The sequence below is a fragment of the Prevotella sp. Rep29 genome, from assembly GCF_019551475.1.
Classification (GTDB): Bacteria; Bacteroidota; Bacteroidia; order Bacteroidales; family Bacteroidaceae; genus Prevotella.
Window position 1 is genome coordinate 1,933,540 of sequence record NZ_CP047159.1, and the last position, 24,815, is coordinate 1,958,354.

17 protein-coding genes are annotated in these 24,815 nt (G+C 49.6%); 5 read left to right on the plus strand and 12 right to left on the minus strand.

All coding sequences use genetic code 11. The annotated features are described in order from the left end of the window. Nucleotides 1-122 precede the first annotated feature (122 nt). On the plus strand, nt 123-1,217 hold the full coding sequence (locus GRF55_RS08240; protein WP_220367960.1) for an MraY family glycosyltransferase: 1,095 nt from the start codon (nt 123-125) through the stop codon (nt 1,215-1,217). 133 nt (nt 1,218-1,350) lie between these two features. Here the strand turns inward: GRF55_RS08240 and GRF55_RS08245 are convergent, their stop codons facing one another. From GRF55_RS08245 to GRF55_RS08255, 3 genes are all read right to left on the minus strand, one after another. Then, complete coding sequence (locus GRF55_RS08245; protein ID WP_220367961.1) at nt 1,351-1,782, minus strand: lipocalin-like domain-containing protein; 432 nt, start codon at nt 1,780-1,782, stop codon at nt 1,351-1,353. A gap of 88 nt (nt 1,783-1,870) precedes the next feature. After that, nucleotides 1,871-3,436, minus strand: a complete 1,566-nt coding sequence (locus tag GRF55_RS08250) for a capsule assembly Wzi family protein (RefSeq protein WP_220367962.1) — start codon at nt 3,434-3,436, stop codon at nt 1,871-1,873. 73 nt (nt 3,437-3,509) lie between these two features. Further along, nucleotides 3,510-5,579 (minus strand): family 20 glycosylhydrolase, encoded by a 2,070-nt coding sequence (locus GRF55_RS08255; RefSeq protein ID WP_220367963.1) that lies wholly within the window; start codon nt 5,577-5,579, stop codon nt 3,510-3,512. Nucleotides 5,580-5,706: 127 nt separating this feature from the next. Between GRF55_RS08255 and GRF55_RS08260 the strand changes: the two genes are divergently transcribed. The 3 genes from GRF55_RS08260 (at nt 5,707) to GRF55_RS08270 (ending at nt 11,205) form a co-directional block, all read left to right on the plus strand. Next, on the plus strand, nt 5,707-6,891 hold the full coding sequence (locus GRF55_RS08260) for a DUF4105 domain-containing protein (RefSeq protein WP_220367964.1): 1,185 nt from the start codon (nt 5,707-5,709) through the stop codon (nt 6,889-6,891). A 219-nt stretch (nt 6,892-7,110) separates the two neighbouring features. Continuing rightward, nucleotides 7,111-10,443, plus strand: coding sequence for a preprotein translocase subunit SecA (gene secA / locus GRF55_RS08265; protein WP_220367965.1), 3,333 nt, complete (start codon nt 7,111-7,113; stop codon nt 10,441-10,443). 48 nt (nt 10,444-10,491) lie between these two features. After that, entirely contained in the window at nt 10,492-11,205 is a 714-nt protein-coding gene (locus tag GRF55_RS08270; protein ID WP_220369669.1) for an ABC transporter ATP-binding protein, read from the plus strand. Here GRF55_RS08270 and GRF55_RS08275 read toward each other — a convergent pair. The 4 genes from GRF55_RS08275 to GRF55_RS08290 are packed head-to-tail and all read right to left on the minus strand — an operon-like array spanning nt 11,189 to nt 15,947. Continuing rightward, complete coding sequence (locus GRF55_RS08275; RefSeq protein ID WP_220367966.1) at nt 11,189-11,752, minus strand: 5-formyltetrahydrofolate cyclo-ligase; 564 nt, start codon at nt 11,750-11,752, stop codon at nt 11,189-11,191. The two genes, GRF55_RS08270 and GRF55_RS08275, sit on opposite strands and share 17 nt — an antisense overlap. Then, a complete protein-coding gene (locus GRF55_RS08280; protein WP_220367967.1) occupies nt 11,731-13,416 on the minus strand; it encodes a S41 family peptidase in 1,686 nt (561 codons plus the stop codon). The genes GRF55_RS08275 and GRF55_RS08280 overlap by 22 nt, the downstream gene beginning before the upstream one ends. After that, entirely contained in the window at nt 13,403-13,849 is a 447-nt protein-coding gene (locus GRF55_RS08285; RefSeq protein WP_220367968.1) for a dCMP deaminase family protein, read from the minus strand. Before GRF55_RS08285 ends, GRF55_RS08280 begins: the two co-directional genes overlap by 14 nt. 4 nt (nt 13,850-13,853) lie before the next feature. Next, nucleotides 13,854-15,947: a M3 family metallopeptidase gene (locus GRF55_RS08290; RefSeq protein ID WP_220367969.1), complete on the minus strand. Its 2,094-nt coding sequence runs from the start codon at nt 15,945-15,947 to the stop codon at nt 13,854-13,856. 199 nt (nt 15,948-16,146) lie between these two features. Here GRF55_RS08290 and GRF55_RS08295 point away from each other — a divergent pair, with 199 nt between their 5' ends. After that, nucleotides 16,147-16,395 carry a hypothetical protein gene (locus tag GRF55_RS08295; protein ID WP_220367970.1) on the plus strand — a complete coding sequence of 83 codons (249 nt, stop codon included), beginning with the start codon at nt 16,147-16,149 and terminating at the stop codon, nt 16,393-16,395. Nucleotides 16,396-16,552: 157 nt separating this feature from the next. On the opposite strand, the gene GRF55_RS08300 is transcribed toward GRF55_RS08295, so the two are convergent. From GRF55_RS08300 to GRF55_RS08320, 5 genes are read right to left on the minus strand one after another with little or no spacing between them, the layout of a single operon-like run. Further along, complete coding sequence (locus tag GRF55_RS08300) at nt 16,553-17,548, minus strand: discoidin domain-containing protein (RefSeq protein ID WP_220367971.1); 996 nt, start codon at nt 17,546-17,548, stop codon at nt 16,553-16,555. Between the two features lie 33 nt (nt 17,549-17,581). Continuing rightward, nucleotides 17,582-18,748, minus strand: coding sequence for a BT_3987 domain-containing protein (locus GRF55_RS08305; protein ID WP_220367972.1), 1,167 nt, complete (start codon nt 18,746-18,748; stop codon nt 17,582-17,584). 24 nt (nt 18,749-18,772) lie between these two features. Further along, a complete protein-coding gene (locus tag GRF55_RS08310; protein WP_220367973.1) occupies nt 18,773-19,909 on the minus strand; it encodes a glycoside hydrolase family 18 in 1,137 nt (378 codons plus the stop codon). A 35-nt stretch (nt 19,910-19,944) separates the two neighbouring features. Then, a complete protein-coding gene (locus GRF55_RS08315; protein WP_220367974.1) occupies nt 19,945-21,483 on the minus strand; it encodes a RagB/SusD family nutrient uptake outer membrane protein in 1,539 nt (512 codons plus the stop codon). A gap of 36 nt (nt 21,484-21,519) precedes the next feature. Next, nucleotides 21,520-24,519, minus strand: coding sequence for a SusC/RagA family TonB-linked outer membrane protein (locus GRF55_RS08320; RefSeq protein WP_370626763.1), 3,000 nt, complete (start codon nt 24,517-24,519; stop codon nt 21,520-21,522). Nucleotides 24,520-24,815 lie beyond the last annotated feature (296 nt).

A 24,815-nucleotide genomic window follows, 5' to 3' on the forward strand; every position in this document is an offset into this window, starting at 1 on the left:
CCGAATATTTCTTTTATCAATACATACCATATACAACCACACCAATAAATCCGCCACAAATATTTTCACCCTTAAACAATATTCAAACAGCTTGCGAGTTATATTATAAAAAAACAAGACACATGGGCATCACTACCATCATCATCATAGCATTTGCGTTCAGCGCCGTCTGCGGATTCATCATGATTCCGCAAATACTCAACTATTGCGAGAAGAAAAACCTCTACGACATACCTAACTCACGAAAAATACACAACAACGCCATACCCAGACTCGGAGGAATCACATTCCTGCCAAGCATGATGCTCACACTCCTGCTTGCCGTCAGCGTCCACTCGTTCCTCTCCGACCAGCACATCACACTCAGCATGTGGACCACCATGTTCGTCATCAGTCTCATCATGATCTACGCCATCGGAATCATCGACGACCTCATAGGACTCGGAGCCGGAACGAAATTTACCGTACAGATTCTCGCAGCATGCCTCATGCCCATCTCAAAACTCTACATCAACAACTTCTACGGACTCTTCGGCATCTACGAAATACCTTTCTGGATAGGCGCACCACTCACCGTCTTCATCATCGTATTCATCACCAATGCCATCAACCTCATCGACGGCATCGACGGGCTCGCAGCCTCACTCTCACTCATCGCACTCGGCGGATTCCTGATCTGCTTCATGCGCGAAGGAGTATGGACATACGGCATACTCATAGCCGGACTCATGGGTGTGCTCATCCCCTATCTCTACTTCAACATCTGGGGAGAAGAAAGCAAAAACCGAAAAATCTTCATGGGCGACTCAGGAAGCCTTACACTCGGATTCATACTCGGATTCCTCTTCGTCAAATTCACCATGGACAACCCTAACGTCATGCCCTTCCGGAAAGACAGCCTCCTGCTATCCTACACACTCCTCATCGTGCCATGCTTCGACGTCGTCCGCGTCGTATTCAAGAGACTGCGGGAACGAAAGCCTATATTCCAAGCCGACAAAAACCACATCCACCACAAACTGCTCAGAGCCGGATGCAGTCAGCGACAGGCACTCATCACCATCCTTCTCCTCGCCCTGTCGTTTGTCCTGCTCAACAATATACTCGACTACTTCCTGCCAACGACCTTCATCGTCCTCATCGATGTGATAGTCTATATCGCTTTCCATCTCGTCATCAACAGCTTTATAAGAGACGGAAAGCCACGCGAGGATTAACAAAAAGACAAACTACCGAAAACTGAAAGCACAACTTTCAGAAACCAAATTCACTGAATTTGATGACCAATTCAAGTGAATTTGATGAGTAAATTCACTGAAATTGTTTTTCAGAAGTGCCACTATGATGTTTCTAAAACTTAGTGAACGACAGCCGGAGCCTGTCTGTTGAGAGCACCATCTTGGAACTTGTAAGCGTCTCTACGGTGAAATGCTCTTCGAGGGCGTTGATTCCGTAGGGCGTGAGCAACTCGGTGTCGGCAAGGGGCTCGTCTCCATTCTCTCGGTCAAACCGATAGGGGTTGTTGATGACCAGCGACTTGTCGGCGTGGGAGAAGCGACAAAGACACGTGGTATTGCCGGTCAGTTCCAACAGTTTGTGCTGGAATGCCCAGAACACGTTGCTTTCTGAGAGGTCGGTGACGCCGCCCGTAGCGATGGTGTCTATCTGTTCGAGGTGCCAGAACCCGTCGAGTTTTCCGTTTCCTGATGTCTCTAATTCGCAGGATGTGACGGCGATGAGCGTCACTGCCAGGATTGCGATATATGCTGTTGCTTTTTTCATGCTGCTTGTTTGTGTTTATTTGTTGAATTTCATTCGACCATTTTCACGCTCGGCAGAACGAGCAAGTTCGCTCTGCTCTCACCGGAAGCTAATGGCTCTTGAAGAGTCCTGTCTTCGAGATGGTGAGTTGGAATCCGTGGTTATGTCCGAGTATGTGTCCGAAGTCCATGGCGTAGGCTCCCCGCACGTTGAATCCGCGCAGCAGTCCTTTCTGGAAACTATAGATGCCTTCGAGCATGAAACTGACGTTGTGGTGTTTCTTGGTATAGGGTGTGGCGTATGTACCGAACCCTTCCTGATAGGTTGCCAGAGCGCGATATTTGAACGCTTCTGACGGCGTGCCGCTGATGCCGAGGTGGAATGCCATGAAGCGGTTGTTGCGGACGTCGATGATGCCGTCATCGTTGTAGAGCGGAGAGCGATAGAGCGGGTTGCCGATGACCTGTCCCCAATGTTGCCATCCCGTGTAGATGTAATGGTTGTAGTAGTTGTCCACGCCTCCGATGTGGTCGGCTATGGTCTGCGTGTGGTCGTGATAAATCGGACCGCTCTGGTATTTGGTGTACATATATTCGAAGACGATGTCGCGTATCCATCGGTTGTACTTGAAGTTGAGTTCCATGCCGAGCAGCATGTCCTTGAAGTCGTAAACGAGATAGCGGCGTTTCTTTTTCACCTGCCATTCTTCTCCTTCTCCGTATCCGTCATAGTCCATCAGGAAAAGGGCGGAGTGGTCTTCGAAGTATTTGTCGATGTAGAGTCCCCAGCGCCATGTGTCACCGTCGTAGTTGAGTCGCGCCACCCAACTGCCGACTTGGTTTCCGGAGACGTTCTGATAGGTGGTCTCGCCGACGTCGGAGCCTCCGGGAATGAACGCATTCCACATGCCTTTCAGTCCGCCTTCCCCTTTCATGGGCAGCATGGTGCCGTCGCCTTGCCGCTGATAGGCTGTTCCTCCGAAGGTGGCTGCCATCTCAAGTCCGAGTTCGAGCGACCACGGGAAGAACCGGTCTTCGTTTCCGATTTTGAGATATCCGGCTTTGCTGTGATAGAGCACGTCGTCTGCGTAGTTGTGAACCTGATTGGTGAATGTGTGCTGCCAGTTGTCGTCGGTCATCTTTCCGTATGCGATATGTCCTTTCAGCCGCAGCCAGCCGTTGGTGTATGGAATCACCCAATATTCGGGGAGTGAGATACGTACTTGAGGAACGGGACGGGCATTGATGCCGAGCGTCTGCGAACCGCTGCTCAACTGGTTGTTTTTGAGTTCCATCGGCTGCTCCTTGCTTCCAACGGTCAGGGCACCGTGCAGCCATCGCCCTTCAACGTATGCCTGCTGCACAACCACCTTACTCGTATAGTTGAGCGCACCCACAAGGTCAACACCGAACCCTATTCCCCAACGGTGCCCCTCATCGACGCTCAAGTCGCGGGAGATGCCGGCGCGAAGATAGCCGTTGCTTCCTTCGAAGGAAGAGAGTCCGTGCTTATTGGCTTGCAGCCACAGCGGAGTGATTTCGCTTGAAAAGGAGCCCTCCGCCTCCACTTTGTACGACAAGCCCGTCGCGAAAGACGGTTTCGCCACGTTGTCGTCCACCTGTGCAAGAGCAAGGACGGAATAACAAAACATACTGGTCAGTGTCAATATTCTCATACGCGATTCATCTTTTTGGTTTTGAGATTTGAGGGTTGATGTTTTTTCTATTGAAAACGTAAAAAGTTATATTTTATTGCTGCAGTCTTTTTGGTTTGAGGTTTGAGATTTGAGGTTTGAGGTTTGAGATTTGAGGTTTGAGATTTGAGGACGGTGCCTCGGCATGATATTCTATTCCGGGCAGAGCATCCCGCCCCGTCGTGTCGGTGATGACGAAAGTAAACATCCACTTGTTCAGCCTGATGCCACTATCCACGTATGGCAATTTCAGGAAAACACGGTTCCACCCCTTTCGGAGGTGGATGCGCACAGGAGCCCGCCCCGTCAGATTTTCGTCCGTGAGAGGTATCTCACGGGCTAAGCGCTCACCCGCCCGATTCCAGTCGGGTCCCTCCAATTCCTTGCCGTTCAACCATATCCGGGAGCCTTTCCTGTCCCAACAGCCAGCCTCCGGAACAATGTCGTTTTCCGACCGGCTGTAGTTCTGGAACTCAATCAGTGCACCGGCATCCTGCTCTTTCGGAGAATAGACGTTCGTCCATGCGTAAGCGGTATGATTGATGCCGACATGACCGAACAAGGTGGGAACAATCTTTCCCCAAGTGTGGCGCAGATAAATTCCGGCACCTCGCACCCGGTAGGTATCATAGCCCATATCGATGCCCGCTCCCATCCCCTTAAACTCATCATCCTCAGGGGCGAACGCGCCGTCTTTCGAACCTCCGTTCGGGAATGGCTGCGAAACCATCCAACACACATTACCCTGCCGCACGTAGGGGATGTCCGCTTCACGGAGCGACCACTGCTTGTGGTAGAGAAAACGATTCTCCCATTCCACAAACTCTTCGAGCCCCTCGCCTTCATACGGCAACTGAGTGCCTAACTCCTCAATATAGCCGTCGCCACCGCCCGTCCATGCCCGACAGGCAGAAGCAATCACACTTGCATAGAGGTTGTTCTGGCACACAATATCCTTTTCACTCTCCAACGCATGGTCATTCCACACGGCAGCCATACTGCCCAGCACCACTGAGTCGCCCTGCGAGCGGTAATAGACATTGCTGCGATAGATGCCAACAACGTCGGCAAACACATCAAAATGATTGATATAGTTGTAACGGCTGTCAATAGCCGGAATCCCTCCTGTCACCCTGCCTGCCGTACTCCATAGCGTAGTGAGGTCTGCTCCCTCTGGATTGCCTCCGGCAGGAATCCACAATGCTACCTTTCGGTTGAGTTGGTGAACATGGTGTATCATCTCACTGATGAACGTTTTATCGTGTATTTGCACCTCGTCAGCTCCGATGTGGAGATAAGGAGAATAAGGAAAAGCACCAGCCAACTGGCTCAACGCCTCTTTCAGCACACTTTTCCCCGCTTCCGTCTGCATGTCGAACCCCAATGCCCGTCGGAAGGCATCACTATGTCCGGGCATGTCAATCTCGGGCATGATGGTCACGCCGTATTTGCGTGCATACGTTGACAGCTCCAGGCATTCCTCTTGGGTGTAGTATTTCCCTTTGTCGCGCGACATAGAACTGGCGTCGGTCAATTGCGGATAGCCCTTCACTTCGAACCGCCATGCCTGATTTTCAGTCAGATGCAGGTGCAAAAGATTCACTTTGAACTGACTCAACAAGCGAATCTCACGCTTCAACTCCTCCATCGAGACAAAAGAGCGCCCCACATCGTACATCCATCCACGCACGGCAAAACTGGGATAGTCCATCATCTCAACCGACTCCAACCGTCCCCCGCCATCCATCGCCAACTGACGAAGCGACGACACCGCACGGATGACACCAACAGCACTCACCGCCTCAATCACGATGCTGTCTTTCTCCACACGCAGCCGATACCATTCATCCGAAAGACGCTCCCTTTCTTTAGAAAGAGAAACGAGGCTGGACTTCACCACGACCCGCCGCTTCGCATCCGTCCGCACGTGTCCCCATTCCGAAACCCATTCCTGCAAGACAGCACAGCCGAAATCATCATCCACGGCAACGGCACCGCGAAGCCGGAAACCGCTCCCGTCCAGAGTCCTCACGACCTTAGGCACAGGCAACAGGTGCGCCACACGAGCCAACGCACCATCAAAGACACATGCCAACAATATAAAAGCAAACAGATAACGCTTCATAACTCCATCGCCAATTTACCGCAAAGATACAAAAAAAGCAAAAAAACACACAACAATCAACCTAAAAACAAAAAAAAACAATAACTTCGCAGGCGAATAACAATAACCCTATTTACCCAACAACAATATGAAACGCATAGCACTCATCACCTATTTGTCTTTCATCATTTGTCAATTGTCAATCAGCCAGGCGCAAACCATCAGCCTACTCACATGCGAACCAGGCAAAGAGGAAGTCTATACCCTCTTCGGACATACAGCCATCAGAGTGCAAGACCCGGAAAAGAACATCGACATCGTAGTCAACTACGGACTCTTCGACCCACACGCACCCAACTTCATCATCAACTTCATACTCGGAAAAACCGACTACTACGCAGGAGCCACAACCTACGACACATTCTGCCAAACATACCGCCACGAAGGACGCAACATACACGAACAAGTCCTACGACTCACACCCGAAGAAACAGCAAACATTATCAATACACTCAACAACAACCTCACACCACCCAACAACACCTATCGCTACAACATATTCTATAAAAACTGCACCACACTCGCAAAAGACGCGATATGGAACAACCTCAAACCCCAAACCTCAAACCTCAAACCTCAAACCTCAAACCTCAAACCTCAAACCCCAAACACCACCACCCGAAGCCTCATCAACCAATACACACAACCCTATCCGTGGCTACAGTTCGGAATCAACCTCATTCTCGGAGTCAAAGCCGACAAAACACTCACTCCCGAACAACAACTCTTCCTGCCCATCGAGCTCATGAACGCAGTGCAAGACTCAAAACTCACGGCGACAACCATACAGAGACAACCGCACAGAGAGAACCACGCAGAGAGAACCACCATAATCACACCCCTCATTGCCAGCATCATCCTACTCATCATCGCCATATCCGTCAGCATCCCAACATTCAGCAAATCACGCCACTCCCGGGCTGTCGCCGTCTTTGACTCACTACTCATCATCACCACAACCGTCGCGTCGCTCATACTCATACTGTTCGCATTCTCCGAACATCCTACCACCACGCTCAACCTCCTACTGCTCATGCTCAACCCCATACCAGCAACCATCCTCTGGCAGACCATACGAGGACGCAAAACAAAATTCGGCAAACGGATATGGACACTCTGGGCAGCAATGACCATCGCATGCCTCTGCGGAGCAGTCATACAGACATACCCCATCCCCATCTTCCTCATCGCAGCAACAATACTCGTAAGAGCACTTTGTCACACCTTTTTTTCTTACTCGGCAGAGCCGAGCGCACCCCCAAAAAAGGTGTGACAAGTCGGGCTGCGCCCGGCATAAAAAGAAAGCCAGCTTTCTTTGTTCTGCTCTCGTCTTGCACCGACTTTGTTACGTGCAACTGCTAAAAAACAACAAGACAAACTATAAATGACCTTAAAAAAACACCATCCTTTTGCTCACTTACCCGATTTTTTCGTAACTTTGCACGTACTTTTGGAAAGTACACGTTAAACCTATCTAAAAAACAAAAGACATATGGGAATTATCAACATACTTCAAAGCATGTTCGGAAACAAGTCCTCGAGAGACATGAAACTCATTCAGCCATACGTGGACAAAGTGAAATCAGCATACGAACAAATTGAGGAACTCGACAACGACAGCCTGCGCGCAAAAACAAAGGAAATACAGTCTTTCGTACAGAACGCCGCAGCCAAAGAACGGGAAGAAATAGAGACCCTCAAAGCAACCATCGAGGACACACCCATCGAGCAGCGTGAGGAAATTTTCCACCGCATAGACAAACTGGAAAAGGAAGCACTCGACAAATATGAGGATGCCCTTGACGAAGTGATGCCTGTGGCTTTTTCTATCATCAAAGAGACGGCACGCCGATTTGCTGAAAACGAACAGACGATTGTCACAGCAACTGAATTTGACCGCGAACTCGCGACAAACCCGGCAAACGACTTCATCTCGATTGAGGGCGACAAGGCTGTTTATCACAACGAGTGGACGGCTGGAGGAAACCTTCTCAAGTGGGAGATGATACACTATGACGTCCAACTGTTCGGAGGAGTCGTGCTGCATCAGGGAAAAATCGCCGAGATGGCTACAGGTGAAGGTAAGACGCTCGTAGCCACACTGCCTGTATTTCTCAATGCACTCACCGGGAACGGCGTTCACGTGGTGACCGTCAACGACTATCTGGCAAAACGTGACTCTGAGTGGATGGGACCACTCTATATGTTCAACGGACTGTCGGTCGATTGTATCGACAAACACAAGCCCAACTCTCCGGAGAGGCGAAAAGCATATCAGGCCGACATCACTTTCGGAACGAACAACGAGTTCGGCTTCGACTATTTGAGGGACAACATGGCAATCTCTCCTGCCGATCTTGTGCAGAGAAAACATAACTACGCCATTGTGGACGAGGTGGACTCCGTACTTATCGACGATGCGCGTACACCACTCATCATCTCAGGACCGGTTCCTAAGGGTGACGACCAAATGTTCGAAGAATACCAGCCACTTGTGGAAAGACTGGTCGGCGTACAAAGGCAACTTGCTACACAGTTGCTCGCCGAAGCTAAACAGAAAATCACTCAGGGACAACAGCAAAACGACCAGAAACTGACGGAAGAAGGATTCGTTGCGCTATACCGCTCGTTCAAAGCCTTGCCTAAGAACAAACCTCTCATCAAATACCTTTCCGAGGAAGGTATCAAAGCGGGAATGCTCAAGACTGAAGAGTTCTACATGGCAAACAATAACCGTGAAATGCCGAAAGCCATAGAACCACTCTTCTTTGTGGTCGATGAAAAACTGAATTCCTGCGACCTTACCGACAAAGGTACGGAATGGCTCGCAAAACAAGTGAACGACAAAGAACTCTTCGTCTTGCCTGACATCACTTCACAACTTTCTGAACTGGAAGCACAAACACAAATCTCCGACCAGGAGCGTATCGACCGAAAAGACGAACTCATGAACTACTATGCGCTGCAGTCGGAACGTGTACACACACTGCAACAACTGCTCAAGGCATACACTATGTTCAACAAGGATGACGAATATGTCGTTATCGACGGCGAAGTGAAAATCGTTGACGAACAGACGGGTCGTATCATGGAAGGTCGCCGATGGAGCGACGGACTGCATCAGGCTGTTGAGGCAAAAGAGCATGTCAAAGTGGAAGCAGCAACACAGACATTCGCAACCATCACACTGCAGAACTACTTCCGCATGTACCACAAACTCGCGGGAATGACGGGTACTGCATCAACCGAAGCGGGAGAATTCTGGGATATCTACAAACTGGACGTCGTTGAAATCCCGACAAACAAGCCAGTCATTCGCAACGACATGAACGACCGCGTCTATAAAACGGCACGCGAAAAATATAATGCCGTCATCGAAGAAATCATCAGCATGAGAGAAAGCGGCAGACCGACACTCGTCGGAACGACATCCGTCGAAATATCTGAACTCCTCTCCAGAATGCTCAAGATGAGAAACATACCGCACAACGTCCTCAACGCCAAACTCCATCAGAAAGAGGCTGACATCGTTGCCGAAGCAGGAAAATCAACCGACGGACTGGGAGCTGTCACCATCGCAACCAACATGGCTGGACGTGGTACCGACATCAAGCTCTCGCCAGAGGTGAAGGCAGCCGGAGGACTTGCCATCATCGGCACCGAACGACACGAAAGCCGACGCGTTGACAGGCAGCTCAGAGGACGTGCAGGACGACAAGGCGACCCTGGCTCATCCGTATTCTACGTGTCACTGGAAGACAAACTCATGCGACTCTTCGCATCCGAAAGAATCGCTGCCGTCATGGACAGACTTGGATTCAAAGAAGGGGAAAGAATCGAAGCACCCATGATTAACAAAAGTATCGAACGGGCACAAAAGAAAGTAGAAGAAAACAACTTCGGCATCAGAAAACGCCTCCTCGAATATGACGACGTGATGAACAAACAACGAACCGTCATCTACGAAAAACGTCACCATGCACTCATCGGAGAACGAATCGGAATGGACATCACCAACGTCATCTGGGACAGAGTCATCAACATTATTGATAATAACGACTATCAAAATGCCAAAGAACAACTCCTCAAGACGCTCGCCATAGAGACACCGTTCACCGAAGAAGAATTCATCAACAACAAACGGGAGGAAATACAGGAAAGAACCTTCCAACAAGCCATTGAGACCTTCAGACGGAAAACCGAACGAATCAAAGATATTGCATTGCCCATCATCAAGCAGGTTTACGAAAACCAAGGACAGCAATACGAACGCATCATGGTACCTATCACCGACGGGAAAAGGGTTTACAACATTCCATGCGACCTCAAAGAAGCATACGACACGGAATGTAAATCTGTCGTCAAACAATTCGAGAAAACCATCATGCTCCACATCATCGACGACTGCTGGAAGGAAAACCTCAGAGAACTCGACGAACTCAAACACAGCGTGCAAAACGCTTCATACGAACAAAAAGACCCGCTGCTCATCTTCAAACTCGAAAGTGTCAAGATATGGGACAACATGATCGACGGCATGAACAACCGAATCGCATCCATACTCATGAGAGGACAGATACCCGAGATGCAGCACGAAGACATCAAAGAAGCAGCACCTGAACAACGTTCACAACGATACAACGAACAGAAAGAAGAACTGCACGACCCCGCACAGCAGGCAGCTGCAGCACACGACACACGGGAAAGCGCACAACAAATCAACCGCACCCCAATCGTCAAAGACAAGATGCCCGGCAGAAACGACCCATGCCCGTGCGGAAGCGGCAAAAAATTCAAGAACTGCCACGGAAAAGGTATCAGTTAAACAGTAACAGAACAAGGAGACTCTCCTCGCTCATAAAAGACAATGCCTATGATTACTATCTCCAACCTAAAAAAGCAATACGGAGAAACAGTTGCCTGCAACATCCAGGAATTCACCATCAACAGTGGTGAAATTCTCGGACTCGTAGGCAATAACGGAGCAGGAAAGACCACGCTATTCCGACTCATGCTCGACCTCATCAAAGCCGATCAAGGAGAAATTCTGATTTCAACGTCAACAGACATCAATCCTGCAAAGAGCGAAGAATGGAAAACCTTTACTGGAGCATACATCGACGAAGGATTCCTCATCGATTTTCTCACACCGGAGGAATATTTCACGTTCATTGCGAAAACCCATCAAATCGATGAGACACAAATGAACGAGCGTCTCCAGGAATTCAACGCATTCATGAACGGAGAAATACTCGGGCACAAAAAACTCATCAGAGACCTTTCCGCAGGAAACAAGCAAAAAGTGGGTATCATAGCGGCTATGATGCATCAACCGCAGGTTCTCATCCTCGATGAGCCCTTCAACTTCTTAGACCCATCAAGCCAAAACTCACTGAAAAAAATTCTCACCAACTACAACCAACAGACGCAGGCAACAATACTCATTTCAAGTCATAACCTCACACATACCGTTGATATCAGCTCGCGCATCGCGCTGCTCGAACACGGAAATATTATTCGCGATATGGATAACAATCACGAGTCAGCAAGACAAGAACTGGAAGAGTATTTTACAACGAACGAATAGAAGTGTCATTACCCGTCAACACTTCATCCATCACGATATCGAAAGCGCCTGTCGGGAGTGACTCTAAAAACTGAAAACCAAAACAAACACCCAGTTTGTAGGCTGACGGAATCTTTGCAAGGAAACGGTCATAATATCCTTTTCCGCGCCCCAAACGATTGTTTTTCATATCGAAAGCCATGCCGGGAACGACAGCAACATCAATAGAATCATAATCCTTAAAACTGTTGCCTCCCGACTCCATGATGTGAAAGGCACCCTCATGCAACTGCTCCCGCCCCTCATACTCACAGAGTTCCATATCTTCATCGCTGACCACTGTCGGCAGGAGCACCTTCTTCCCCATCCCTATAAGCGTTTCCAAAGCATCAGCCGTGTCAACCTCATCGGGCAAAGCATGATACATAAGGACCACACGAGCCGACAAAATGCGGGGATGTACCAACAGACGCTCCATCAACTGCCGCGACTGGGCAGCCAACTCATCCGTCGCAAACAACCGTTTCCGACGCCGAATCTCCTTTCTTATACACGATTTTTCTTCCATGACTTCTTGTTAGCAACTGCCACCTTCTTCCCTTTCTCCGCCTGTGGCTTCTTGGGGAAAGCCTCTTTCTTCCGCATGACTTCCAGTGCTGATTTAATCACGGGGTCGTCTTGATTGATATACTCTGCCCATGCTTCCTCATTAAGGATATTATAGACTATGCGACTTGTCAAGAAGCGGTCCAGTAAGCGATACGACTTCTGAATCATTAGGTTGCGGCGCTGTAAACCATGTTGGTTTGCATATGTCACAAAACGCTCTACAAGCCCTTGCCGCTTCAGGTAAGCCTGCAACGAAGCCAAGCTATCATATTCCCTCAGCAGCTGGCGGTTGTCATCCGTATATTGGAAAGCATACTGCATTACCAATCCGCTCATCACCGCCTCTTTATAGTATGATGTCATGTTCAACGTATCCTCGGGTATAAAGATGTCTGGCGTGATGCCACCTCCTCCATAAACCGTTCGTCCGATGGAGGTATGGAATGCGGGACCTTTATGCTGAATGCTGTCCTGGGAGAAGAATTCTCCATGCAGATAGCGCTGCACCAGATCCTCTTCATAACTCTTGTCCTTGCCATCCACATAAGGCTTCTGAATACACCTGCCTGAAGGTGTGTAGTAGCGGGCTATCGTCAGACGAATCATGCTATGGTCTGAAAACTCTATCTGTTGCTGGACAAGTCCCTTACCGAACGAGCGGCGTCCGATAATCGTTGCCCTGTCGTTGTCTTGCATTGCTCCGGCAAATATCTCCGATGCCGATGCCGAGCCCTCGTTGATAAGAACCACCAACGGAATCTTCTGATAACTGCCGCGACCGTCACTGAGATATTCCTCGCGCTTCATCTTCCTGCCTTCGGTATAGACAATCATCCGTTTGGCTGGAAGAAACTCATTGGCTATTCTTATCGCTGACGACATCAGACCGCCGACATTGTCGCGCAGGTCGATCACTAAATTTGAGAAACCCTCCTGAGATAATTGTGCCAGCGCCGTAAGGAATTCATAATACGTTTTCTCCCCGAAACTTTTTATGCGTATGTACCCCACTTCCTCGTCAATCATATAAGCCGCTGCAATGCTCTTTGTTTCTATATCATCGCGTGTGACGACAAAGTTTTTCACTTCCTTCTGACCGTAGCGGAGGATGCCCAGTTTCACTTTCGTGTTCTTCGGACCTTTCAGACGACGCATGGCTTCGCTGTTCGTCACCTGCTTACCTGTAAAGTTCTTGCCATCCACCGCCACGATTTTGTCACCGGCAAGAAGTCCTGCCGACTCTGCCGGACCGCCGGCTATGACATTCTGAATATGGATTGTATCTTCACGAATCGTGAACTCAATGCCTACTCCCGAGAACGAGCCTTTCAAATCATCGGCTACTGCCTGCACGTCTTTCGCACTGATATAGACCGAATGGGGATCCAGTTCTGAGAGTATCTGCGGCATGGCTTTCTCCACAAGACTGTCGATATTCACCGTATCCACATACTGGTCGTCAATAATCCGCAGTAGATTATTGAGGCGGTTGCTGCCCGAATTGATAATACTGAGTCGGTTACCGGAAAAATGCTTGGTATAGAACGTGCCTATCAAGATTCCAATAATCACGCACAATGCCAGTAATATCGGAGCAAAGCGGTTTGACTTATTCAGATTCATGCTCTTCTACATTTATATATATCACTTCAATATTGGCTCTTTTCAGGAGATTGATGCCGTCTTCCATCCGATACTGCTCTCCATAGACCACCCGTCTGATGCCTGCCTGTATGATGAGCTTGGCACATTCGATACATGGTGAAGCCGTCACATAGAGCGTGGCACCGTCACTGTTGTTCGACGAGCGTGCCAGTTTGGTGATGGCGTTGGCTTCGGCGTGAAGCACGTAAGGCTTCGTCACATTGCCCTCGTCCTCACACACATTCTCAAAACCGCTGGGCGTACCGTTATAGCCGTCGCTGATAATCATCTTTTCCTTGACCACCAGTGCTCCCACCTTTCGACGCTGACAATAACTGTTTTCTGCCCAGATACGCGCCATGCGCAGATAGCGCAGGTCCAGTTCCCGTTGTTTATCCTTATTATTACTCATTGGTCTATGCTTTCTTTGTCGCATTTACTTTGATTCCGTTACGCTTCAGCAGGGCGTCGATAGTGGGCTCTCCACCTCGGAAACGCTTGTAGAGCGTCATGGGGTGTTCCGTCCCGCCGCGTGAGAGGACATGGTCGCGGAACCGCTGTGCGGTGCTTTCATTGAAGATGCCTTCTTTCTTGAACACGCTGAAAGCGTCTGCCTCGAGCACTTCCGCCCATTTATAGCTGTAATAGCCTGCGGCATATCCACCTGCCATGATGTGCGAGAACTGCACCGTCATGCAGGTATTCTCCAACTGTTTGGAGATGATGGCTTTCCGCCATGCCTGTTTCTCAAACTTCAGGAGGTCTTCGTCGAAAACATCCTTCTGTGTGTAATACGCCATGTCGAGCATTCCGAAACTGACTTGGCGCAGACAAGCGGTAGCTGCCATGAAGTTGCGGCTTCTGACTATGCGGTTGATGAGTTCTTCGGGAAGCGGTTCGCCTGTCTCGTAGTGGAAAGCGAAAGTGCGAAGGAATTCCTTTTCTATCGCATAGTTTTCCATGAACTGCGACGGCAACTCCACGAAATCCCACCACACATTTGTTCCCGAAAGGCTTTCGAAGCGTGTGTTGGCAAACATGCCGTGCAGCGAATGTCCGAACTCATGGAGGAAAGTGGTCACCTCGTCCAGTGTCAGCAGTGCGGGCTTCTTGGCGGTCGGCTTGGTCAGGTTCATGACGACGCTCACGTGCGGACGCACATTTTCCCCTTTCTTGTCTATCCACTGCCCCTGGAACTCGGTCATCCACGCCCCGCCCTGCTTGCCTTTGCGCGGGTGGAAGTCGGCGTAGAACACCGCCAGATAGCTGCCGTCCTTGTCGAACACCTCGTATGCCTTCACGTCACGGTGATACACCGGAATCTTCTTATTCTCCTTGAACGTGATGCCATACAGCCGACGGGCAAGTCCGAACACGCCCTCAATCACTTTCGACAGCTCGAAATACGGGCGGAGCATCTCCGAGTCGATGTTGAATTTCTTCATTTGCAGCTTATGCGAGTAGAACGCACCGTCCCAGGGCTTCAGTTCGAAGTCTTTCCCTTCTATCTTTTTGGCAAGTCTGATGACCTCCTCGCGCTCTTTGAGTGCGGTCGGTTTATACGCCTTGATGAGGTCGTCAAACAACTGATACACGTTCCGCTTATTGGATGCCATGCGCTTTTTCAGCACATAGTCGGCAAACGTCTTATAGCCCAGCAGCTGTGCTGTCTCGCGACGGAGGTTGATCAGTCGCTTGCAGATGTCCACGTTGTTTTCCGTATTGTCGTGTGTGCAGAGCGTGTTGTACGCCATATACATCTGTTTGCGCAATTCGCGCTGTGTGGAATGTTGCATGAACGGTCCCATGCTCGGAGCGTCGAGCGTGAAGACCCATCCTTTCAGCTTCCGTTCCTTGGCTGCCTGTGCAGCTGCCTCCACCGCCGTCTCGGGCAGTCCGCCGAGTTGGTCTTTCCTGGTGATGTGCAGTGTATAGGCTTTTCGCTCTTTCAACAGATTTTGTGAGAACTGGAGTGAGAGCATGCCCATTTCCTCTGAGAGCTTGCGCAGTTTCTCTTTGTCGGCATCACTCAGCAGTGCACCGCTTCTCACGAAGCCCGAATAGCAGTTATCGAGCAGCATTTTCTCCTCCGGAGTCAAGCGTCGATGATGCAGGTGAACGGCTCTGACGCGCTCAAACAGGCGTTTGTCCAACTGTATGTCGTTGGCATGTTTGGTCAGCAGCGGCTGCATTTTCTGAGCCAGGGCATCCATTTCGTCGCTCGTCTCCGCTCCCATCAGGTTGAAGAATGCGGCAGACACGCGTGAGAGCAGGTCGTAGTAGCCGTCCTTGTCCTCGTCGGTATCGATGATGGTATTGTCGAAAGTCGGTTTTGCCGGATTGGTCACAATCTTCTCTATCTGCTCCTTCTCACGGCGCATGCCTTCCATGAACGCCTCCTCGTAGTCTTCCAACCGTATCAGGTTGAAAGGAATGACCTCATGGGGTGTCTGGTATTTTTCAAAAAAAGGGTTCTTGCGCAACGCCTTCCCTGTCGCTCTCTTGTTCATACTAACGTGTCGCTTCGTTGATGTTGCAAAGTTACGATTAAGCGAGGACAATACAAAAAGAATCGCATTCTTTTTTATTGTCGAGCGTAAGTAATTTATGAAAAGTTACGATTAAGCGAGCGAAAAACCAAATTCTATTTGAGTTTTTTCGAGCGTGAGTAACTTGGGCGTCAGCCAAAGTTACGAATAAGTGAGAGAAATGCAAAAGAAAAGTTTGTTTTTCTTTTCATTTCCGAGAATCAAGATAACGACCCGACTTTTCGTCGCCAAAAACAATGAAAAGAATTTTGCTGACAATGATGTTTCATCCTCAACGGTGGAAGTGAATATTTATGCAAACGGGCAAGACGGAAAAGTGTCTTCGCAACTTATTGATATTCAAATAGTTGGAAAACCCGTTTCAAAAGGGGAACTTTTGCACTCTAAAAGGGGAACTTTTAGGAGCTAAAAGGGGAACTTTTGGAAGCTAAAAGTGGCACTTTTGGAAAGCGAAAGTTCTACGTGCATATTTATACGCTTTCGCCGTATATTTATTCTACCGAAAAACGGGGTTGCAACCCTGCGGTCACAACCCCGTTTTTTAATAAGTTATTCAGAATCTACGTTTACTCGTAAATCTTCACTTCGCCTACGTATGCATATCCTGTAGAACCGTTGGCACGGGTCTGTGGAGAGTAACGGAAGTACTTCGCTGTCACGGGCTCATAGAACTTGGCTACTGTCCAAACGCCGTTACCTGTAAGCTGTTGCAGCGTGACCGTTCCGTGTCCGGTCCATGTTTCGCCATCGTCGCTGGTCTCCACCTTGAGAGCTCCTACACCGTAGCGGTAATAAGAGGCATATTGCGGCGTGATACATGCGAAGGCGCTCACCTTACGCGGAGAGCTGAACTCGAAGGTCATCGTGCCGCCGGGAGTGCTCACCATACCATAGTTCCATGCGCTAACATCCCCGTCAGTGATTTCATTACCATAATTTGTATTTGTAGTGCTGAATGTCCAGTCGCTCTTCGGTATCTCTGTCATGCCTTCGATGACGGCTCCTGTGTTGAGCTCGGCATAGACATTGAGCGTCTCTTTGTAGAGTTTCCAGATGTAGGTGTTATACTCTTGAGCCACTCCGGCACCGGAAGCATTCAGTACGACTGCCGCCACGGCATACTTCTCCAATGCCTCGACAGCTGCCGACTCATCGTTGATGGCAATGACAATCTCCTCGCTTGAGATGATTTGACCGGCAGGAATCGTCACTTCATCCGTCAGCAACTTTAATACGTCTGTGCTCAGCAATTCGGCAGTAGCATCATACTCCTCTGCCGCGGTATTGTCGAGTGCAACGCTGACTTTCACATCACTGCTTGCGGGGCGTGACATGCGTACATGGAAACGGAGCGTATCCTCCGGGATAACCAGTCCGGCGGGTGTGTTTACCAGTGTTGATGCCATCTCATTACCCTCTATTGTGCCATTATATACATAGACTTTCGGAGTCACATCCTCTTCTTCTACGGGATAGAGCGGTGTGCCTACGTCAGGGTCTGACTGGCAGGCTGCCAGGAAAGGCAGCATTGCCAACAAGGTTTTATTGATTATCTTTTTCATGTTTTTTCTTTTTAAGTTTTATCATTTTCATGTTTACTTGCCGTCGATACGCACATCGGGTTCCCAAGTCACGTTTAATCCTGAATTGTTCAGATAAGCGTCACGACCGTGAGGAGAAGAATCCTTGAACACGTTTCCTTCGCCCTCGTCCATCTTCCAGTAGCCTTCGAGGCCGGCAGAGTTGGGATCGACGTTGTACATATTGTTGGCAATCTCCATCTGACTGCGGGCTTTGCTCCAGAAGCGCAGCTGACACATCTTAGCTTTCTGTGCAACGAAATAACTGCCGCTGCTTATAATGCTGAAGTCAGGACCGAGCGTCATCGGGTTATTCGGCAAATCCAAAGAGTTGTCAAGTACACCATTGAAATAGAAATAGAGGTTGCTTCCCGTGCAGACAACGGCGATGTGATACCATGTATTGGCATTGAAAAGCATGTTACTGTTCATCTGCGTACCCATCGTCTTCACTTGGAAGCGGTTTCCTTCAATCGGTGCATCACCGAAACGGAGGTAGATCTCACCATTACCGCCTGCATAGAAAAGAGCTTGGTTATTGTACTGTCCGATACGTGTTCCCAAGATGTCCATGTTCACACACATCTCCACGGTGTATTCCGTCAGTGTCAGCTGTGGAACGGGGAGGACAGACATGAGGTTACGGTTGAACAGCGGCACTGCCTGCTTGGGCACTTGGTCGAGCACGATGACGTATTTGCTTCCAGAAGCGAGCACGTCCTTCTTTCCGTCCTTGCTTACGAGACGGATACCGATGGCATATTTCTGACCTGTAGCCTTCAGCTCCTCACTCATCGGGCTTACGTCAACATTGATTGGAGAAGAGAGCGAGTTGTCTTTCTCTACCGTGATGACATCCGAAGAGAATGAGAAGAAGTCTTCCGGCAACATGCGATAGCTGGTCACGTTCAGGTTGTTATATTCAGTCAGTACAGACTCGTCGGCAACCACCTCGAATGAGCAATCCTCAGAAGTAGGTGACGACAGGCGCACGTTGAGACTGACAGACACAGGCTCATCGTCCACGGTGAGCTTCTGCGAAGCATTGCCGTTGGTGTTAGTCTGCGCAATGTAAGCCTGATTTTCCTTGACGGAGTATTCGTGGTCGTTGCCACAAGCCGTAAGCATGGTCAATGCTACGACCATTCCGCCCAATATGAATTTGATTTGATTGCGTTTCATATTCTTATCGTTTTTAGTTTCGATTTATTTAATCACAGGATTCATGATATGAATGCCCTTGCGCAGATACGGATAGGTCTCGTCAAAGCCAGAAACCTTATATTCGAGCTGCATACGATAGGTTCCGATACCGCCCTTCTGCACGGTACGTCCGTTGATGATAGGCTGCCAGCGTGCCATTCCTTCGAGGCTCCGCATCACGTTGCCATTGCGGTCTGAGAATGTCACACCGCCAGTAGCCGCATAGCTTTCGAAGTTCTCGGTCACGATATACTTCCGGGCAATCTCCTCTGCCGTGAGATAACGGCTGGGATAGAACGGGCTGCTGGGCGAGAGATATTTGCTGGTTCCCTCTGCCGGCTGCGTCAGGTTCGAGATGGCTGCAGCGATACGGTTGTCAAGGTTCGAAGCACTTGTGCAAGCGTATGCCTGAACGATGAAGTAGTCGAAGCACTCGCCGAGGTCGCCGGCAATCGTCTGCGGCTCACCGTCCATTACCAGCAGCTTGTCTGTTCCTGAGAGCGGGCCTAAGCGCTTAGCCAGCGTGCGAACGAAGATGCGCTCGTACTTCTTCTGAGAGAAAGCACTCTTAGAAATGTTTCCGCTGTGTCCGAAGTTCGGCTCGTAGTCGTAGTCGAAACCGTCATAGTCGTACTTGTCAATCGTGTCGCAGATAGCATTGGCATAGTTAGCCACGCGCACGGAGTCCAAATCGACGCCCTCGCCATACGTCTGCCCAAAGAGCCAGAAGTCAGCAGGAGTCTCACCCTCTGGAGTCAACTGTGTTCCATAGTTGTCCACGATGAAACAAACCAGTGCACGGGTGCCTTTCACTTCTTTCACATATTTCTTGTCAGCAATGCGTGCTTCATCAAGATTCTTCCAGTTACCCCAGATGGAGACAAAGTCCACACTGTCGGGGAGTCCGCGAAGGGAGTGCTCAAGTGAAGCACCGCTTCCTACCCATTCACCGAACCATCCGAATGCAACGGGATGGTCAGTCTTTTTATAAGCGCGCAGGTTCTCATAGTATTCTTCCGTCTTCTGCGCATCGGTCAGATTCTCGGGATCTTTAATCTCCGTTTCTGTCCAGTCGCTGCATGATGAGAACGCGATTGTCACGCCTAAGAACATCAGGAATGATTTCAATATTGTTTTCATTTCTTATTGATTCTTTATGTTTAACTGCTAATTGATTATCTCTGCCACCACAGTTTGGTTGTGTAATTGTCTGCACCACCGAGCAACTGAACAGCTTTCTCATAGTTGTCCTTGTTGTTGATCGGCTCTTCCGTACAGAACGGCACGCGGTTGGCTACCTTGATAGTCGTGTTTCGTGCTACGTCGAACACCTTCGGATAACCCGTGCGGCGGAGCTCTGCCCAACCTTCATCACCGTTGGGGAAGCCTGCAATCCACTTCTGGGTAATCAGACGCTCGAGTTTCACCTCGTTAGAAGCACTTTCATCCCACTTGATGGTGATGGTGCTTGCTGCCGGCATGGGTTTTCCGAAACCGCCCTCAGCATCTACGTATGCTGCGGGAGTAGAGGTCGCGTCTTGCAGATAAGCATCTACGCCACCGGCACCCCACTGTTCGAACGACAGACGGATAGCCTGGTTGTAGAGTTCTTCAACGCTTCCGCCCATGCCACTCCATCCTGCGAGTGCGCCTTCAGCGCGGCAGAATGTAATCTCGGCAGCAGTCATCCACACACCGCGTGAGTTTTGCTCGATATTGGCAGCTGAATAAACTGACATAGCGGTTGCCTTGTTACCAATAGCAGCACCAGCCAGACATCCGATGACCGCGCGGTCGCCCGCCGTCTCTGTTGCCTTGAAGTATTTCGTAATACGCGGGTCCTTATAACCGTTCATGTAGCTCTCGATATCGGCACAAGCACGGCTGTCGCCCCACTCTACTGATGTCTTGTACTGACCGTTCGGCACGTATGTAATCTCCAAGTTGTCATCGTTAGAGGTAATCACGCCACCAGCCACTGCAGCCTCACCCACCTGACGAGCATAAGCCGGGTCGGCAAAGCGCATGCGGATAGCCATGCGAAGCTTCAACGAGTTAGCGAACTTCAACCACTTGGCAAACTTGCCGCCATACACATGGTCGTAGTCAGCGCTGACCGTCAGGTTCGGGTCGGCTGCCACCATCGGAGCGAGAATGTTCGTAGCTGAATCGAGGTCGAGAATGAGTTCCTTATATACTTTCTCCTGTGAAGAGTAAGCGTTCGGATCGCTCTCTGCACCGATAGGATAAGGTCCGTAGATATCGGTCAGACGAAGGAATGCCTGTGCACGGAGAATCAGTGCCCATGCGTAGTTGATGCCTTCACCATCAGTATAATCATACACTTCCTTAAAAGCAGAAACCACCTTCGGCGTACAGTCCTTGAAAGGATAGTTTGCCCATCCCGTAGGCGCGTTCATCATCACAAAGTTGTTGTTGGAGAAACCATTGTTGGCATACGTCATGTAACGTCCCAGATAGTTTCCAATCAGGTCCACGTTCATCTGATAGGTGTTCTCCTGCTCGGGGAATGCCTCGTTCTGCAACTGAATCATAAACGAACCTGTAGCATAGTTGTCCTTTTTAAGGTCTTCCCGACTCAGGTTTCCGTCTGGACGGTTGGCATCCTCGAAGCCTGCCGTACAAGATGCGAGAATTGTCAGCGCTGAAAAAGCGATGAGCGAAAGACCTCCCTTTATTTTATTCGTTTTCATATTCATATTCCTTATATATATAAATAATGTGTAACATTAGAAGTTCAGACGCACGTTGAAGCCAAGTGAACGCTGGCTGGGCTGCATGAAGAAGTCAAAGCCCTGATAGTAAGTGCCAGTAGAAGCCACTGATTCAGGATCGAACGGAGCCTTGTTGTAAATCATCCAGAGATTGTGTGCGGTCAGACCGACAGACATGGTTGCGAAACCAAGTACCTGCTTCGGCAGAGTATAACCGATATGGAGTTCCTGCAGGCGGACGTTGGTTGCGCTGTAGATATAATCAGACCAAATCGGGTTGTTACCACCGACTACACTATAATATTTCTCTGCCTCAATCATACCGGTATTGATGGGTATGCCACCCTTGTCGCGCCAGTCGGCAGAAACCTTTGAAACGCCCCACTCGTCGAGGTAAGCCTGTGTCTGTGACAACACGATGCCTCCGAGACGTGCTGTAAGCAGGAAGCCCAAGTTGATGCCCTTCCATGTGAAGTCGTTGGAGAATCCGAGATTTCCCTTCGGAAGAACAGAACCACGATACAGCGGGTTGGTGAGCGTCACACGCTGCACGTTACCATTATTGTCGAGTGCGATATTGCCTTCGTTGTCGCGTTTGAAATCGGTGCTCACATAGACATCACCCATCGTGCCGCCTTTCTTCAGCATAATTGAAGCGCCATTGAAACCGCCCTTTGAGATGACCTCATCAGGATTGTCCTCATAGAGTTCGATAATCTTATTCTGGTTAGCACTCCAAGTGAAGTTGGTGCTCCATGCGAAGTCGCCCCAGCGATGCTGGTAACCGATAGCAAGCTCGATACCGCGGTTGCGGATGTTACCTGTCTGTACATACTCTGCATTGTATCCTTCACCTGCCGTGATGGGACGGAGGAAGGTCTGTTTGCGTGTGTTGCTCTGATAGAGCGTCAGGTCGAATGTCAAATCGTTGTTGAAGAAACGTGCAGTGAGACCCACTTCCCAAGAGTTGGTGCGCTCAGGATAGAACGTCTTCGGGAACTTATAGGTCACTGTGCTGTACGATTGCGATGCCGGGTTATAGGTGTAACGCCACGGTGTCGTGATGTTCGGCGAGATGGCAGAACCGACAGAAGCGTACGAACCGCGAACCTTCAAGTAGTTGATGAATTTCGGCAGCTCTGTCATCTGTGAGATGATGGCAGACAAACCTACTGACGGATAGAAGAACGACTCGTTGTCGGTTCCGTCGAGTGCTGAATCCCAGTCGTTACGTCCTGTCACTGTCAAGTAGAGCATGCTCTTCCAACCGAGTTCGACGTTGGCAAACAGCGAGTTGATGTAGTGACGTGTCAGGTTGTAGATAGGACGGTTGTCGTTGGTCGGTGTTCCATAGTCGATAGCATTCGGAGAGAACACGTTTGCCGGAGCTTTCAGTCCGCCTTGGAAACCACCGACGTCATACTTCGTGCGCTGCATGGAAACACCAATGTTTGACGAGAGCGAGAAGTCGCCGAAGGTCTTGTTGATGTTTGCCATCAAGTCGCCGTAGAACGTACGGTCGTCAATCTTGTCGTATCCGTAGAATCCATACTGTGAGTGTGCAAACAGGTCGATGGTAGAAGCATAACGCATATCTTCCTGCTTGGTGTGTGCATCGTCGTAGCGAACACGTCCGGCGAGTTCGAGCCAGTCGAGTACCTGATAACGGAGCGATGCGGTCACCATGTAACGGTCTTTCTTGTTGATGCGGTTCATGCGCTTGGCAATCCAGTACGGATTCTGCATGTTGAGCGCATCACCAAAGTTCCAGTTTTGCACATAGATGCCGCGTGCAGGGTCCCAAACCTCAAAGGTACGCACAGCATCGAAGCTCTCGCCGCGCGGGAAGAGATAGAGTGCTGTCAACGGGTTGAAATACTGTCCCTGAGCCATGAGGTTCTTGTCTTTTTCCTTGATGTAGTTAAGACCGAAATCGAGGGTCATCTTGTCATCCAGGAACGATGTCGTGTTTCGGAATGTGAAGTTGTAACGGTCGTAACCGCTATTGGTAATGATACCCTTCGCATTGGTAGAACCGACAGAGAGATAGGTCTGGTTCTTGTCGGTACCCGTTGTCAACGAAACGTTGTTCTGGATATTCGTTCCGGTGTTGAAGAAGTTCTTCGGCTCATACTTGCCGTAAGCACTCTCAGCTCTCTCGCCCCAAGACATCACTTCGTTCGGACGGTTGATGTAAGAGTTCTGGAATTCAGGCATGATGAAAGCCTTTGAGAACTGCGTGCTGTTAGACACTGTCACGCTGACTTTGCCTTCCTTACCTTTCTTCGTGGTAATCATGATGACACCCTGAGCAGCGGCTGAACCATAGAGGGCTGCAGCAGCGGGACCACTGAGCACGGAAATCGACTCAATATCCTCAGGGTTGATGTCGGCAACGCCTTCAGTACCCGGCTGTACGGAATAGATACCATTGGTCACTTCACCAAAGCTGGTGTTTGTAATGGGCACACCGTCAACCACATAAAGGGCCTGGTTGCTCTGGTTGATTGACTTCGGACCGCGCATCACAACTTTCGTGGCACCACCGGTACCGGCTGAAGAGGCATTGATGTTCACACCAGCCACCTTACCGGCGAGTGAGTTCATGAAGTTGGCGTTCTTCACAGTCACGAGTTCGTCGCCACCCACTTTCTGCACGTTGTAGCTCAGTGCTTTCTCTGCACGCTTGATGCCGAGAGCGGTCACCACAACTTCTTCAATGAATCTGCCTTCTTCCTTCATCGTCACATTCACGGTCTGACGACCATTCGTCACGACTTCCTGAGTAGCGAAACCAATGTAAGAGAAGACAAGTGTAGGATTAGCACCATTGACCGTGACGCGATAGTTACCGTCGATGTCGGTTACCGCCAGTCCGCTTTCACCTTTCACTTGCACGCTGACACCAATCAGAGGTTCACCATTCTCGTCAACTACGTTACCCGTAATGACTTTTGATGTCTGATCAACGGCAGCAGTCTTGCTCGCTGATAATCCTTCCGCACAGATACCCATGAAAGGTACACTCAGCAGAAGCAGAATCAACAACAGCCGATAAGCCATCGGCTTTTGTTCATGATAGTGTTTCATACAGTTTTTTTTTAATTATACAATCTTTTTTTGTTTTCGGGCACAAAAATAGTAAAAAATAAATAACGTACAAATAAATTTATTGTTTTTTTTGCTTCACAACAAAAGCATAAGTTCCAATAAGAAGTGCAAATGGTTTTCAATTGTAAGCCCTCAACCATGTAAAACACTCGTGGAACGCTGTCGGCAAGGGGCAGACAGCCCCGGCGAGACATTGATTC